Origin of the sequence: Rubellimicrobium arenae, assembly GCF_017916275.1 — a bacterium.
GTDB classification, from domain to species: domain Bacteria; phylum Pseudomonadota; class Alphaproteobacteria; order Rhodobacterales; family Rhodobacteraceae; genus Rubellimicrobium; species Rubellimicrobium arenae.
Map to the genome: position 1 here is coordinate 30,917 of NZ_JAFMST010000002.1, position 14,147 is coordinate 45,063.

General features: G+C 63.6%; 8 protein-coding genes and 1 pseudogene. 6 read left to right on the top strand and 3 right to left on the bottom strand.

The annotated features are described in order from the left end of the window. The first annotated feature begins 9 nt into the window (after positions 1–9). The 4 genes from J3P31_RS02835 to J3P31_RS02850 are packed head-to-tail and all read left to right on the top strand — an operon-like array spanning position 10 to position 4,543. Positions 10–468, top strand: coding sequence for a hypothetical protein (locus J3P31_RS02835; RefSeq protein ID WP_210526901.1), 459 nt, complete (start codon positions 10–12; stop codon positions 466–468). 23 nt (positions 469–491) lie between these two features. Continuing rightward, positions 492–1,796 carry a hypothetical protein gene (locus J3P31_RS02840; protein WP_210526902.1) on the top strand — a complete coding sequence of 435 codons (1,305 nt, stop codon included), beginning with the start codon at positions 492–494 and terminating at the stop codon, positions 1,794–1,796. A gap of 12 nt (positions 1,797–1,808) precedes the next feature. Next, positions 1,809–3,299 carry a Dyp-type peroxidase gene (locus J3P31_RS02845; protein ID WP_210526903.1) on the top strand — a complete coding sequence of 497 codons (1,491 nt, stop codon included), beginning with the start codon at positions 1,809–1,811 and terminating at the stop codon, positions 3,297–3,299. Continuing rightward, a complete protein-coding gene (locus J3P31_RS02850) occupies positions 3,296–4,543 on the top strand; it encodes a catalase family protein (protein WP_210526904.1) in 1,248 nt (415 codons plus the stop codon). The genes J3P31_RS02845 and J3P31_RS02850 overlap by 4 nt, the downstream gene beginning before the upstream one ends. Here J3P31_RS02850 and J3P31_RS21720 read toward each other — a convergent pair. The 3 genes and pseudogenes from J3P31_RS21720 to J3P31_RS02865 all read right to left on the bottom strand — a co-directional run. Further along, complete coding sequence (locus J3P31_RS21720; protein WP_210526905.1) at positions 4,492–6,501, bottom strand: GMC family oxidoreductase; 2,010 nt, start codon at positions 6,499–6,501, stop codon at positions 4,492–4,494. The two genes, J3P31_RS02850 and J3P31_RS21720, sit on opposite strands and share 52 nt — an antisense overlap. After that, positions 6,479–9,397 (bottom strand): hypothetical protein, encoded by a 2,919-nt coding sequence (locus J3P31_RS02860; protein WP_210526906.1) that lies wholly within the window; start codon positions 9,395–9,397, stop codon positions 6,479–6,481. Before J3P31_RS02860 ends, J3P31_RS21720 begins: the two co-directional genes overlap by 23 nt. A gap of 699 nt (positions 9,398–10,096) precedes the next feature. Then, positions 10,097–10,847, bottom strand: a pseudogene (locus J3P31_RS02865) (IS5 family transposase); the annotation flags it as partial. Positions 10,848–10,997: 150 nt separating this feature from the next. Here J3P31_RS02865 and J3P31_RS02870 point away from each other — a divergent pair. Together J3P31_RS02870 and J3P31_RS02875 are read left to right on the top strand one after the other, a co-directional pair. Continuing rightward, positions 10,998–11,755, top strand: a protein-coding gene (locus J3P31_RS02870) for an IS5 family transposase (RefSeq protein WP_210526907.1) whose coding sequence is annotated in 2 segments (ribosomal slippage) — positions 10,998–11,333 and positions 11,336–11,755 — 756 coding nt in all. Because the reading frame shifts where the segments join, the coding sequence is not laid out codon by codon here. Between the two features lie 461 nt (positions 11,756–12,216). Continuing rightward, positions 12,217–14,112: a hypothetical protein gene (locus J3P31_RS02875; RefSeq protein ID WP_210526908.1), complete on the top strand. Its 1,896-nt coding sequence runs from the start codon at positions 12,217–12,219 to the stop codon at positions 14,110–14,112. The last annotated feature ends 35 nt before the right edge of the window (positions 14,113–14,147 follow it).

Genomic DNA, 14,147 nt, shown 5'->3' on the forward strand with positions numbered 1-14,147 from the left:
GGAACGACAGTGGCCTATGATGTCGAACGGCTCATGCAGATGACCCAAGTAGAACTTGACGCGCTGTTCTCCAGCGTTCCCGCCGGAGACATTCCCGAAGGAGAGGCCGAGGGGACCGCCGTCGTCGCGCCTGGCACCGCCTTCACGCCGGTGATCTCGAAGCTGATCAATATGTTTGCCTGGCAAGGCAAGGTCTTCGACAGCCGCAAGGGCGTGCTGCGGAATCGAATCCTGCCATTCGGATTAAATGCGATCATCGCGACGGTCTACAAGGACAAGAGCTGGCTCGATGGCAAGGAATGCATCGTGCTTGATTACTCGGACACATCGCTCGTTGCGCATTGGATCCGCGATGAAATCCGCGCAATTGCGCCCGGGGTGTATCTTGGCAAGGTCTACTGGGACAACCAGCGCCTGATCGACTTTGTCCTCGAATTCAAGTCAAGGACGAACGCCGCAGCCACCTGAACAGGCGATCCGCTGGCACAGACATGACTCCGCAAACAACCTTTCTCATAATGGCTCCCGTCGGGGAGAACAAGGCAGAGGCGCTGCGGGCACTTCTCTCAACCATGGTGGGTGAGCCGGGACAGGCGGACCCAAACAATACGCTCATCCCGTTCGGCGCCTTTGACCGTCTGCATTTCGCGCGGCTCTTCTTGGTCGAAGTCAACACTTGGCGGGACATCCGGGCTCATGGCGTCCAACCGCGGCCATATCCGCCGCACTTGGTCTTCCTTGGTGACATCGATGGCGACAGGACGAGCTTCCTTGCAGAACTGGCCACACGGGCGCGGGACGGCCTCCGGCAGATCTTCTCGCATTGCAGCGGGTTTTCACCAACAGGGGACGAGCTGCTGACTTGGATGCAGGCCCGCAACGTCCAGGAGGCCGCGAATTACGTCAACACCCGCGGCCGCACGGTTCGCCAGATCCGCGAGGAAGCCGCGCTCAGGCGATCCCTGAGCGCGCGGCTGCCTTTGCTGGTGAGAACGCTCGGCTCGTCGGATGCGGGCGTGCTCTATGCGGCGCTTCAATCCTTCGCGTGGGAGGAACGCCGGGCTGGCCGGCTGTTCCTGACGCCACAGACGCCGACTCCGCTCCGCCGACGCGTCCGCGACCTCGCCGGGACATTGGGCGTACCGCTGGCCCTACTTCTCGCAGCGCCCGCTCTGGCGCTGGCGGCTCCCTTCCTGATCCTGCAACTCCGCCGCCTCGAGAGGTCGGATCCGGAGGTGCTGCCTCGCCCGGACGACACGCATGTGGCCTATGTTTCCACGATGGAGGATTACGACGTGACCAACGCGTTCTCCGCCGCAGGCGACCTCAAGCCGGGGCTGTTTCGGCGCTACGCTGCGACGCTTCTTCTCTTCCTGCTCGATTATGCAACGCACCACATATATGCCCGCGGCCACCTGGCTCGGGTGCAGACCATCCATTTCGCCCGTTGGGTGTTTTTCGACGATCGCCGAAGGATCCTGTTCTGCAGCAATTACGACGGCTCGCTCGAAAGTTACATGGATGATTTCATCAACAAGGTTGCCTGGGGCCTCAATCTCGTCTTTTCGAACGGCGTGGGCTATCCGTCCACACGGTTCCTGATCAAGGATGGGGCGCGGCAAGAGACCAAGTTCAAGCGTTTCCTGCGTAACCGACAGTTGCCTACGGATGTCTGGTACAAGGCCTATCCCGGCCTCACGGCACACGATCTTTCTGAAAACTCTTTCATCCGACGGGGCCTTGAATCCAGGCTTGACGGCGAGCGCGCGATCCGCCGCTGGCTCGCCGCGCTTTGAGGAGCTAGAACCATGGCCACGGTCGACTTCGCTGATATCCAAGGTCTCGTCCGGTTCGGCCATGGCAAGCTGAAAGCGGCAGAGTTCCTCCTCCTCGAGACGGCAAACGTTGCAGCCGCCCGGCAGTGGCTCGGCGCAGCCCAGGTGACGTCGGCCGAACGTCAGGACACCCCGCCACGAACCGCGCTTCAGATCGCCTTCACGGCCAGCGGGCTGCGCGCCCTGGGTCTCGAAGCTGAAATCCTGGCCCAGTTTCCAGAGGCCTTCCTTGGAGGGATGGCCGGCGAGGCGAACCGCTCTCGCCGGCTCGGCGACATGGCCGGAAACGACCCGGCGAACTGGTATTGGGGCCGCCCGGAGCCGCACGCGATCCTCATGCTGTACGCTGAGCCAGGGCAGCTCGAGGAATTGGAGCAGGCGGTCACTGGTCCCCTCTTTGCCCAAGCGTTCCGCGTCGTGCAGGTCTTGCCCACGAGCCTCAGCCGCAGCGTTGAACCCTTCGGCTTCGTCGACGGCGTCAGCCAGCCCGAGATCGACTGGGAGCAGAAGCTGACACGCCCTCCCCGTCGGCCCCTGCCCTACTCGAACGTTCTCGCCCTTGGAGAAGTGGTGCTCGGCTACGCCAACGAATACGGCGAGGTCTCCCCGCGTCCGCTCGTGCGATCAGGGACGCCCGGCGCCGACACTCTCCCGGTGGCGGCCGATGCCCCGGACTGGCGCGACTTCGGCAAGAATGGCACCTTCCTTGTGCTTCGCCAGTTGCATCAGGACGTGCACGGCTTCTGGAGCTTTCTCGACGGGGCAGCTGACAGGGATGCCCAACGTCGGGAAGCGCTGGCCGCCGCCATGGTGGGGCGTCACCGCGACGGCCGCACCCTCATGGCGGCGGATGGCTCGGCGGCTGCTGTCCAGGCTGGAAACGATTTCACCTATGACGGCGATCCCGACGGCTACATCTGCCCCGTGGGCGCACATATCCGTCGCGCCAATCCGCGAACCGGCGATCATCCGCCCGAGGTCGGCGGGGCCGGGTCACGGCTGATGAGTATGCTGGGCTTTCTGCGACGGCGGGATCGACTTCCAGGACGGCACGACCTTGTCGCCTCCACTCGCTTTCATCGGATTGTTCGGCGGGGGCGTGAATTCGGCGCCGACATGCAGCCCGAAGCGGCGCAGGGCGCCGGTGCCGCCCAAGGGCTGTACTTCATCTGTCTTTGTGCGAATCTTGTCCGCCAGTTCGAGTTCATCCAGAACGCTTGGCTCAGCACCGCAAAGTTCAACGGACTCTTCGCCGAGCAGGATCCGCTCCTTGGCAACCGGATGGCGGTCAACGGCGAGGTTCGCACCGACAGCTTCAGTCGTCCACGACGTCTCGGCGTGACCGAGCGGACCGAGGGGCTGCCCCCTTTCGTCACCGTGCAGGGTGGGGCCTACTTTTTCCTGCCAAGCCTCCGCGCCCTCCGTTTTCTCGCCGCTCACGACCCACAAGGGGAACCGCCATGATCGCCATCCTGATCGCGCTGCGCCGCCTGCTGCATCGGGTGCTCGAAGGCGGGCTCCATATCGAGCGACGGCTCGAGCCATTCTTCCGGCCGCAGCTGAACCGTCTCGCGCGCGAGCCGCTGGCCAGATCCGTCCAGAGACTGAAGACGCGGAACCGCCCGCATCAAGGCCTCCGACCTGCGGAGGAGACCTTCTTCGAATGGGAGGAGGCAAGCCTCGAGACGGTGGTCGACGAGATGCGCGAGCAGATGAACCGTCATTTCCAGCCGGGCGCCTTCGAGCGCGGAGGCAATACAAAGACCCATGGGCTCGTCCGAGCCACATTCACCGTTTACGACCACTTGCCGGAGCACCTGCGAAAGGGAATCTTCGCCGTTCAACGCAGCTATCCCGCCTACATCCGCTACGCAGGGCCTGGCCCCGACGTGCCCGAAGACATCCGCGACGTGGGCTTTGGCTCCATGTCAGTGAAGCTCATGGATGTCCCTGGACCCAAGCTCATGGACGAGGAAAAGCACACTCAGGACTGGCCGGCCGTTGTCACCCCCACCTTCGTGACGCCCGACGTCCGGGAGAACGCCAAGCTGCAATACTGGAGCACAATCGACGAGCCTCTCTGGTACTTCCTCAACCCCAAGGACAGCCACCTTCTGGACTTTATCATGCAGAGCCTGTGGAACGAAACTCAATATAATCCCCTCGGCCAGCCATACTACAGCTGCGTCCCCTACCTGTTGGGCGAGGGGCAGGCGATGCAATTCACATACGTTCCCCTCACCGAAGTCACGCGGAGGATCCGCGGCGTGCCTTTCGGACGCGTCCCCCCCAATTACCTGCGCGACAACATGGTCGAGACCCTTCGCGAGAAGGACGTGGAGTTCGAGATGCGCGTGCAGATCCAGACGGACCCGCACCTCATGCCGATCGAGGACGCGTCGATCCAATGGCCTGAGAGCCTGTCACCTTGGGTTCCTGTCGCACGCATTCACATCCCTCGCCAGCAGTTCGATACGCCCGCGCAGATGGCATTCGCGCGCAACCTGAGATTCAATCCGTGGCACACTCTTCCGGAACATCGGCCGCTGGGAAATCAGAGCCGGGCACGGCGGCGCCTTTACGCAGAACTTGCGACCCATCGCCAGCGGATGAACTGCGTGGCTCATACGGAACCTACGGGACGGGAAATGTTTGATCACGGGGTTGCAGTGGAGCCGCCTGATAAGGCGGCCCCCGGGAGCCACTGACAATGGTCACCAATGCTGATCCCTCTTGGGCCGCGTTCCCGTGCGCCCGGGACGCCACCAGATCCAACCTTGATGCCGGATGCCCTGGCGGTACTCTGGGTTTGGTATGATACAGCGCTGTCGGCTGGACTTCGTGCCAGGTCCTCCAGGATCACATCCGCGGCTTTCTCGGCTATCATATAGATTGAGCTCACGGGGAAGTACCCCGGCGTCCGCGGAAAGATCGACGCGTCGACGATGCGAAGGCCCGCCACCCCATAAACGCAGAAGCGGCTGTCGACGACCCCGTCCTCGAGTCTTGGTTTCATGGCGCAGGTGCCACATGCATGATGACCCCAGGCGTTATCGCGCACGTAGTTGCGAAGATCGTCATCGGACACGAGGAGGTGGCCCGGCTCTTCCTCCAGCTCCACTTGAGCCCCCATGCGATCAGCAACTTTCCGGACAAAGCGAATACCCGCGACGACCGCGTCCAGATCCTGCTCCGCACCCGGGCTGCCTTCCTCGAAGCAGTGAAACTCCACGCGAGGTTGATCGTCGGGGTTTGCCGAGCGTAGCCGGACAGTGCCCGCCGAGTTTGCCGTATAGGCCTTGAGGATGGCCCAGGTCATGTAATTCAGCTTCAGCAGCCGTTGAGCATACCCTCGGTGATAGCCGCGGAAGTCAGCCAGAAGCGCAAAGCAAAAGAGATCGGGGACCGTGACGGTCGAACTCGACTTGATCTCGGCCGCGACCACAAGGCCATTGCTCTTGTAATTGCCCCAGCGAAACTTGTTCCAGAGCCAGAAATTGCGATCCCGGCGCGCGTATGTGACGCCGCCCAATGCGGCCCATGGCCGTTTCATGCGATAGACGACTCCGACCTCATAACGGTCCTGGAGGTTACGTCCGACCCCGCGCAGATCATGCAGCGGTGTAATCCCGTTCTCCGACAGGTGGGCGGGGTCGCCGATACCTGACAGCATGAGGAGTTGTGGGGTCGCAAACACGCCGCCCGACAGCACTATGTCATGAACAGCTTGCGCGCGTCGCATCCGGCCGCCTTGTTCGTAAACCACGCCGGCTGCACGCCCGTCGCTGACCTCGACATGGAGGACCTTGGCGCGCAGCTGAAGACTCAGCCTGTCCGGATGGCGAGCCTCGACCTCGCGCAGGCGCTCGCGCGGGCCCGACCGGGCATGATTTCGGGTGGACATCGGGGGCAGGCGGATGCCCGGTGCTCGATCGTCCCTGCGGCGGCTTTCGTTGGGGTCAAGCCGCGTCGTTTCCCAGTCCAGGCCAGCCGCCTGATAGAGATCAGCTGCCGCCCGGATCGAACCCAGAATGTGCCACCGAAGTGCTCGGTCGCGGATCGTCCGCAGGGGCATGGCCCACTCGGTCGTGAGCCATCCGTTCCACCCGTGCCCGGTCGGGTTCCAGCCGGTCAACCGAGCCAGCCAGCGCCAGGGAGTCCATCGATGACGACAGCGTTCGATCCGCTCCCAATAGCGTTGCATGTTCGATGCACGCCAGGACGGGTCGCCCATCGTCTCGGCGATGCTGTTCCAGTCCTGGTTGTTGGGCCGCACGAAGATCATCGCGTGGTGCGCGGTGCATCCCCCCAGCCCACAGGCGCGGGGATAGAGGACACCGTCGCGATCCCGGTCATACCGCCAGTTCCGTTTCTGGCGCGCGTCATCGCTGTAGTATCGGACCCAAAGATCGCGCCGGAGCGCCGAGTGCTCGGAAGCGAAGGCGTGAAAGGCAGGCACCTGGTAATCGTCGCAGAGCGCACGGTCCGCATCCGGAGCGAGTCCCGGGTCGGCCGGGTCGGGACCAGCCTCCAAGACGAGGACCCGCTGCCCCTCCTCGGCGAGGCGCGCCGCAACGACGGCGCCGGCGGCCCCGGCACCGACAACGATCACGTCGTAAAGCCCTGCGTCCTCGTAAGGTTGATCAAAGGCGGAGGAGATAGGCAATCAGCGCCTCCTTGTCCTCGGCGCTGAGTTGAGCTCCAAAGGTATGACCGCGGTTGACGACGTAGTCCGGGCATTTGCTGAGCCCGACCAACGCGTCGACCAATCCACGTTCGCGCACGACGTTCTGGGCATGCTGAAGCACAGCGGGATCGGCGAGTTCGTCAGGAGAGCACTGGCCGCCCAAGTCGCTCAGCGCACCACGAATGGTCCAACCGGCCGAAAGCACCTTCCAGGCGTGCGCCCATGTCACGGACTCGTCGTTGTCAGGCAGGAGTTCACTGTTAGCGAGCGCATTAACAGGAAAGCCTTCGGGGAAAGGTCCGATTTCGATCCCGCCCTCGGGCGTCACGGCCCAAGGCGCCAGCCAACTGAGCACGCCACTCCACCGTCTGATCAACTCCGGCGCATAACCCGGCGGGACCATCAGGCAGGACGGTGCCGTCGTGCGGTAGATGTACCCGGGGACGGGCGCAGCCGTCCCGTCATCGGTCAGGCGCAACTCCGGCGAGAGCATTTGGCGTATCGAGTGCTGGAACGTAGAGACGCGGTTCTCGGTGCAAGGTAGGTACGGGTTGTTCGGATCCTCCGACGGGCAAGAAGCTGGGCCGTAGACTTGGTCTCCCCGATCGGCAGGAGAGCCGAGGGCATCTGTGACCTGGGCTCGGCCGTCAGCACCTGAACGTGGCTCGGAGCTTTCCGATGCATCTCCCTGTTCAAGGCTTGCGGTGGCGCCCTCCTGGCTGCCTGCGGCTCCATAGGAGGCCGGACCATCGTAGCGCGGGTCATGACCTACCGAGTTGTTGAGAAGGTAAGGCGCAGTCGACCAAAGGCTCACAAGAGAGGCGGGTCGGATGTAGCCGCGTCCATTCCCAAGCGACTGGAAATTGCTGGTGCTGCCCGACTCGGGGTGATGCACGACCACCTCCCCCGGCGGGGGCAGGGACTTGTAGGTCGACGAGGTGAAGTTGTCCCAGATGTCACCCTTGAGGCCGTTCGTCGCGATCGCGCTGCATGTATTGGTGCCAAGAACGTCAATGGGTACCCGGCGCTCTGTCGAGAGATAGTTCCCGTCCAGGAACGTTTCGCGGCCCGCAGCATCCGTTGCGCCCATGAGCGCCACCATATCCGCCTTGAAGCTGTCGGATTGCGCCCAGGTCCAGAACCGATCCCAGCACAGGCGGTAATTGGGACCTGATCCGCCCCCCTCACACTCGCCTTGGTCCACGCCAAAGGCGGGATCGGGCGCGGGTTGTTTGCTTGAATGACAAGCTGCGCAGTTCTCGGCGAAGACGATCTTGCCGCGCTCGGCCGCTTCCGCAGACGACTGTTCCGCCAAGATCTCGCGGCCCCCCGGCGCGTCCTCCAGGTGGTCGGCGCGAGCGGTAACGAGGAAGAAGATCGCCATGTCGATGGATTGGGCCTCGGTCGCCTGCCAGTACACCGAGTTCCGCTGGGCATCCTCGATCCGGATCGGAGAGATCCTTTGCCCACCGAAGAAGGCTCGGAAGTGCAACAGCCATTCCTCGCTAAACAGTCCGATGTTCAGGTAAACGCGGTTCAGAGCGCCGAGGGTGCCCACGCTGTCGGCGCCGTCCTTGAGAACCCGCATGGACGCAACCCGCCCTGTGTCCTCGTCGAACAGCGAGGTGAGCGCCGCGTTCTGCCTGAACTCCTCAAAGCTCCCGAACTGCAGGTTGGCACGCTCGTCACCCTGGAGCACCTCATGCCCGAGATGCCTCGCCAATTCGAGACGCGCAGCAACCTCGTAGACCGCGTTCATCGTACGGGGGTTGTTCATATAGTCCGACGAGACCAAGGAGGTGTCCAGCGAACCCGGCGGGTTGGTATGAAACAGCTGGTAAAGGAAGTTGCTCTCGTTCGGTGAAGGCACGTCGGGCTCAGAGCGTGGACGGGTGTTCCAGAAGAAGACGCGATCGACCCAGAAATACTGAGCGCCAGGGTTCGACGTCAGTTCGCGCCACTCTGGTGCTTCGATGTTGTCCGGTGGGTCGATCGGGTTTGGTCCGACATGACAAAAGGCGCAGGACATCCCTACACGGTACGGTCGCACAAGGTCGGCATCGTCATAGTAACTCGGATCCGTATAGTAGCGCTCAGGATCCCATGCCGCCGCCGCCTCGGCATCGAAGTCAGGGTTGGGGAACAGCCGCAAGCCCAGCACGCCGGTGGGTTCGCCGTAATATGACCCGACAGGCAGTGCGCCATCATCGGTTGACTCGGGATACTCCGCCGCGATGGGCGTCGGCTTACCGCGAGCCCCGATCCTCACACCCGGATAGGCTTCGGGGTCCGCGAAGGGGTCCGGTCCGCAAGTGGCATCACGTTGGTCCAGCCAAAGGCCAAAGCGCGCAGGGTCGGGTCCCTCAGGCGCGCCAAAGCAGGGCTCGTTGACGAGACCGAGATAGCGGAAACGGTTCTCGCGTCCGTAGGCCTGGCTGGGGTGAGACGAAATTATTTTGAGCAGGTCAAATGAGCCGAGCGCCTTGCGCGCCGCAAAGTCCCAAAACCGATCGTTGCCGCCCGTCCAGACCAACCACATGTTCTGGCCGCGGACAGCGCGGTCGCGCACCTCGTCGTTGGAAAGGCGAGTGAGGGTGGCGACTTCACGGATCTCCGAAGGCTCGTCTTGACCTCGCTCAGGGGCACGAAGAAGACCCTTGTCCATCTCGACGAAATAAGGGTCTGATGCACCGCGGAAGTCGTTGATGGACAGGCTGGCAAGCTTGGCCTCGTCCTCAACCGTGCCGAACTCGTCAGTCGGGGCCATGATAAGTGCGCGGACGGCCAACACCAGAAACAGCGCCACAAGGAACGCAAGCAAGCCGAGGCCGCTGACGATCCAAAATAGGATGCGCCCAACTCGGGTTATCAGCATAGCGTTTCCCTCCGCACCGTGGCATTCATGGGTGAGCGGAAGCTACGTTCTCCTCGACGGAACACAGGTCGGCGTCACGACGCGTTCGTTGCCAGCAGGTCGGAACCGCTTATCTGCGCTCTGGTTGGATTCTAGGCGTATGCATTTCCACTCCAGGTTGATGTTACCTGTAGTCAGCATTCGGACCTTAATGGACTCGGGAGGTTGCCTCCCATGACCGAACCCGATCCCTTGGTTCTCAGTATGACGCGGACCATGAAAAACTGCAACAATGTCTCGTTGAACTCAGCCGCCCTTCATCTTTGATGCCGCCGATGTGCTCAGACATCCCTGGGATCAACATTCGTAACGCCTTGGCCTTGCCGTCGACCCATTCCTAAGTTGTTCGGGGACTGCGGAAGGCGGCTTCGCTGAGTCTTTGACCCTGGCGGCCTTGCGATCAGTTACCCGAAAGACGCTCTCTGATTGGTCGAGCAGTAAGATTTGTCGTAGCCTGCTCACGATCGACCGGGAACTTTGGCCTGAGTTCCCACCTCTCAGGGAGGCGCAAGCTACACATCATTGAAAGGATCTCGCCTGCGGCGAGCCTTGAAAAGCCTCCTCGGTTTGCGGCGAAAGCAAGAACGGATCCGAACTCACCCGCCGAGACTGCCAGATTGTCCACAGCAGCGAGCATTGTAGCCTCCAGACGCACCACAGCAGCCAAGAAATGACGGCGGGGGCGGCGCGATGGCGAACAGGGAGAGGTCACCACAGCGGGGGGTGCGCAGGGCAACGCCACGCCGATCCTTCAGCCAAGCAAAGGCGTGTTCGATCCGGCAGCGCTTCTGGTAGAGCTTGCGGTTGTGGGGGGCGGGGCGCTTCCGTTTGCTGCGGGCGGGGAGACAGACCCGGACGCCACGGGCGTTCGGCTCATCCCGCAGCCAGTCGGCGTTATGGCCCTTGTCGCCCAGCAACCTCTTGGCGCGTGGCATCTGGGCCAGGCGCACCAGGGCGCCCTTGGCGTCGCTCATCTGACCAGGGCACAGGAAGAAAGTCAGCGGCCGCCCGCGTCCGTCGCCGACCCTGGGCAGCGTCGCGTCCAGGCCGCCCTTGGTGCGCCCGACCGCCCTCGGGCGGAGTCCCCTTGTCTCAGGCGTGCCGCCGTTCGGTGCGCCTTCAGGTGCGGGCTGTCCCTCATGAGGGTCTCCCCCTCTGCCCCGGGCTTGGCCAGGTCACGGAAGACGCGAGCGAACACCCCCAGACGGGACCACCGGACGAAGTGGCTATAGACGGTCTTATGTGGCCCATAGATGGCCGGAGCATCCTGCCAGCGCAGGCCATTGCGCAAGACGAACAGGATCCCACTCAAGACTCTCCGGTCGTCCACCCGCGGCTTGCCCCGGGACGTGGGAACGTGCAGCCGGAGCCGCTCCCCCTGCTGCTCGCTCAACCAGAACCGCCCGCTCATTACGCCCTCCGGAAGCCGGGCCGCGTCCATCAGCCAAGCCGCTGAAAGGCCAGAGCGGTTGCAGGTCCGGAGCCTAGGGTCCAGACCTTTAACCGGTCTGGCCTTTCAGCGGCTTGGCTGATTCACGCGGCCCGGCTTCCGGAGGGTGGCATGGGCGGTCAGTTCTGGTTGAGCGACGAACAGGTGGAGCGGCTGAGGCCGCACTTCCCGAAGGTGCGGGACAAGCCGCGGGTGGACGACCGCCGGGTGCTGAGCGGTATCCTTCATGTTCTGCGCAACGGCCTGCGCTGGCAGGATGCCCCGGCCGTCTACGGGCCGCACAAGACCCTGTACAACCGCTTTGCGCGCTGGTCGCGTCTCGGGGTGTTCGCCCGTATCTTCCGCGACCTGGCCAAGCCCGGCCCGGACGGTGACACGATCATGATCGACAGCACCCATCTGAAGGCCCACCGAACGGCGGCGAGCCTCAGAAAAGGGGGCTCTGCCCGAGGGCGATCGGCCGCACGAAGGGCGGCCTCAACTCCAAGCTCCACATGGTCAGTGACGGCAAAGGCCGGCCGCTGACCTTCTTCCTGTCCCCCGGCCAGATGAGCGACGCCACAGGTGCCCTGGTGCTCCTGGCGCAGCTTCCGCCCGCAAAGCGCCTGCTCGGCGACAAGGGCTACGACGCCGACTGGCTGCGCGATGAGCTGAAAGCCCGCGACCTGCGCGTCTGCATCCCCGGCCGGCGAGGACGCCTCCATCCCGCACGCCACAACAAGCGCCTCTACAGGACACGCTGCCGCATCGAGAACGCCTTTGCCCGCCTGAAGGACTGGCGCGGCATCGCCATGCGCTACACACGGTGCGGAGATCTCTTCCTCTCCGCCATCGCCCTCGCCGCCACCGTCATCTTCTGGTTGGCGTAACGAGTCTCGACCCTAGGGACCTGCCCGTCTCCAGCTAAATCCTTTGAAGGAACTCGACGCTGCGGTTTCAACCGGCTCGGCCGTCCTCGTTGCGCGTGTCGGCCTATTCGATGGGCTAATCGCACAGGCGATGTCACATGAGCACGGCTGCGCTGAGCGGAGTATCTGGATTTCCAGGATGGCCTGGCGCCTAGACCATTCAAAAAGCCTAAAACTTACTTCTATCCAGAAAGTCAAGATTGTGATACTCTATAATCACTGCGATCAACGAATCTTTCGGAGGATCGACATCATGGCCTCTTCCCTTCTAGTTCGGGCAGGCCTTTGCTTGGCGCTTATGTTTGCGCTGGCGGCGGCCTTGCTCCCCGTTGATGCCGGGGCGCAGCAGGCACCCTGCAATCCGGCGGTCCAGACCTGCACCTAATCCCTTAGCGCCCAGCACGGGACGACGGTAGGCACACATGCACGATTACGCCGTGGCCCTGCTCTTCGGAGCGGTAATTGTAGTCGTTTTTGCCTGGGATCAGTTCAACCGACCCTCCTACGAGACGTCGCGCGAGTTGACCCGGCTCGTGGAACTGCTGACGCCGTCACGGATGCGGCGGCGCACCGTCTACTGGCGGGCTTATTCGTTCTACGCCGGCATCCTCCTCGTCGTCTACGCGACGCTCTGTGCCTATGGCTCGCTACTCGCGCCGGCGCTTGGCCTCCAGTTGCCCGGACTTGGGAGCCCCCCCGAGATCGGGGCGAGCGAGTTGCCGCTGCTTAGCCGGGCCGCCGGCGAGGCTGCCGTCAGCGGTTATGATCCGGAAGCGGTCGTGGCGCAGCCACAGGTCCTGGGGCGCCAAGGGACAAGATCGGGCGTTAGCGGCAACCCAGCGGTGCCGCTCTTTGTCAGCCTTGTCATCGTGGGTCTTGCGCCAAGCGTGCCGATTCTTCAGCGCTTCGAAGAGAAGATCCGCTTCGGTGCGCATCGCCTATCGGGGATTCCGACGCGCCTTGTCCGCGGCGGTCGGCGCCTGCGAATGAAGCCGATGAATGTCGGAACAGCCGGGCTCCTGATCCCGCCCCGGGACTGGCAGCGCCTTGAGACCTATCCGTTGCGCGCGGCAGAGGCTGGTCTCTCGGAGGCCGCAGACTTTCGCGAGGACATGACGAAGGTTTTCGCTATACGCGCTTGGGTGCTTCAGGAGCGGCTCTCGCTCGGTGACAGCGTCGCACGCGAGAATTTGGCGCAACTCGAAGGCGAGCTCACCCACAGCATCAACCGGCTCGTCTTCACGCTCGACACCCTTTCCGGCTTCGAGGCAGCCCATGGGGCGGGGGCCGCGATCGAGCCCGAGAACCTCAGGGCTGCTTGGGAAGCCGCGACGAAGGAAGCCGCGCAGCTCTGCACTGACCTCTGCATGCTGGTTATGCTGTATGTCGAGCATGGCGTCCTTCCCACGGACGACGATGCAGAGCGGCTCGGCTGGGGCGCCGAGCCCGACGCCGGGGCCCCTGACGGCGCCCGACAGAAGGCGGAGGCGGAACGGCGGCTCATCCGCCTTCTCAGTGACGCGGCCCGGTATGTTGACCGTGAAAACGTCGGCATCGTGGTCTGGGTCCGCGCCACGGCAGCGGTTCTCCTTGTCGCCTTCCTGTACGGCGTGCTCGGCCGCCCCGAAAGTGCGTCAGCGACCGGGCCATCGCTCGCGGGGGGCAACCCACTGGCGCTCGGCTTCCTTTTGGCCATGTCGGCGATGCTCACCTACGCCCTCGCGCTCCTTGTCGCAATCAGCTGGCAGCAGAGCGCCTATCAGTCGGGCGCCTGGCCCAACCCGTTCACCGATCATTGGGTGCGCTGGCTGCCGCAACTCGCCGGCGTCTTCGTCATGTCGGGGCTAGCAGCCGCGGTGTGTGTGGTCGGCTACAACATATACGCGACCATTGCGACCGTCGGCTTGGAGAAGGTCCTCGCCAATTGGAGCGGCGTCCTGTTCTATGCGATCGCCTATGAGGGTCCACGCATCGTGCTTGGCCCGGCTCTCGGGATCAGCCTGTTGCTGCTCATCGACGCCTGGCGCGGCGGCGCGCGCGGCGAGGTCTGGCTGCCTCGCCTTCCTTACTTCATCGGCGCAGTGATGTTTGTGCTCGGTGCCGTTTCCCGACTGCTGGTCTCACAGGTCGCGGCGGGGAGCGCGACCGACTTCAGCCTTCTCAGCGTAGCGGTGCTCGGTCGGGCGCTCGCGGCGGGCATTGTCGCAGGGCTGATCGGACTTGCCGCCGCCATTTTCGTGCGCGCCACGCTCAGGGTCGAATTTGCTCGCGCCAAAGAGCCGCGCAGCGGCGACGGCGCCCTCCAGCCAGCGGAGTGACGCGATGCCATCCATTCTCCTGCTGGCGCTTCTTG

What these genes read in the sequence shown, in the direction of transcription:
- J3P31_RS02840 (WP_210526902.1), top strand. Translation starts at nt 492, where the DNA reads ATGACTCCGCAAACAACCTTTCTCATAATGGCTCCCGTCGGGGAGAAC.
- J3P31_RS02845 (WP_210526903.1), top strand. Translation starts at nt 1,809, where the DNA reads ATGGCCACGGTCGACTTCGCTGATATCCAAGGTCTCGTCCGGTTCGGC.
- J3P31_RS02850 (WP_210526904.1), top strand. Translation starts at nt 3,296, where the DNA reads ATGATCGCCATCCTGATCGCGCTGCGCCGCCTGCTGCATCGGGTGCTC.
- J3P31_RS02860 (WP_210526906.1), bottom strand. Translation starts at nt 9,397, where the DNA reads ATGCTGATAACCCGAGTTGGGCGCATCCTATTTTGGATCGTCAGCGGC.
- J3P31_RS02875 (WP_210526908.1), top strand. Translation starts at nt 12,217, where the DNA reads ATGCACGATTACGCCGTGGCCCTGCTCTTCGGAGCGGTAATTGTAGTC.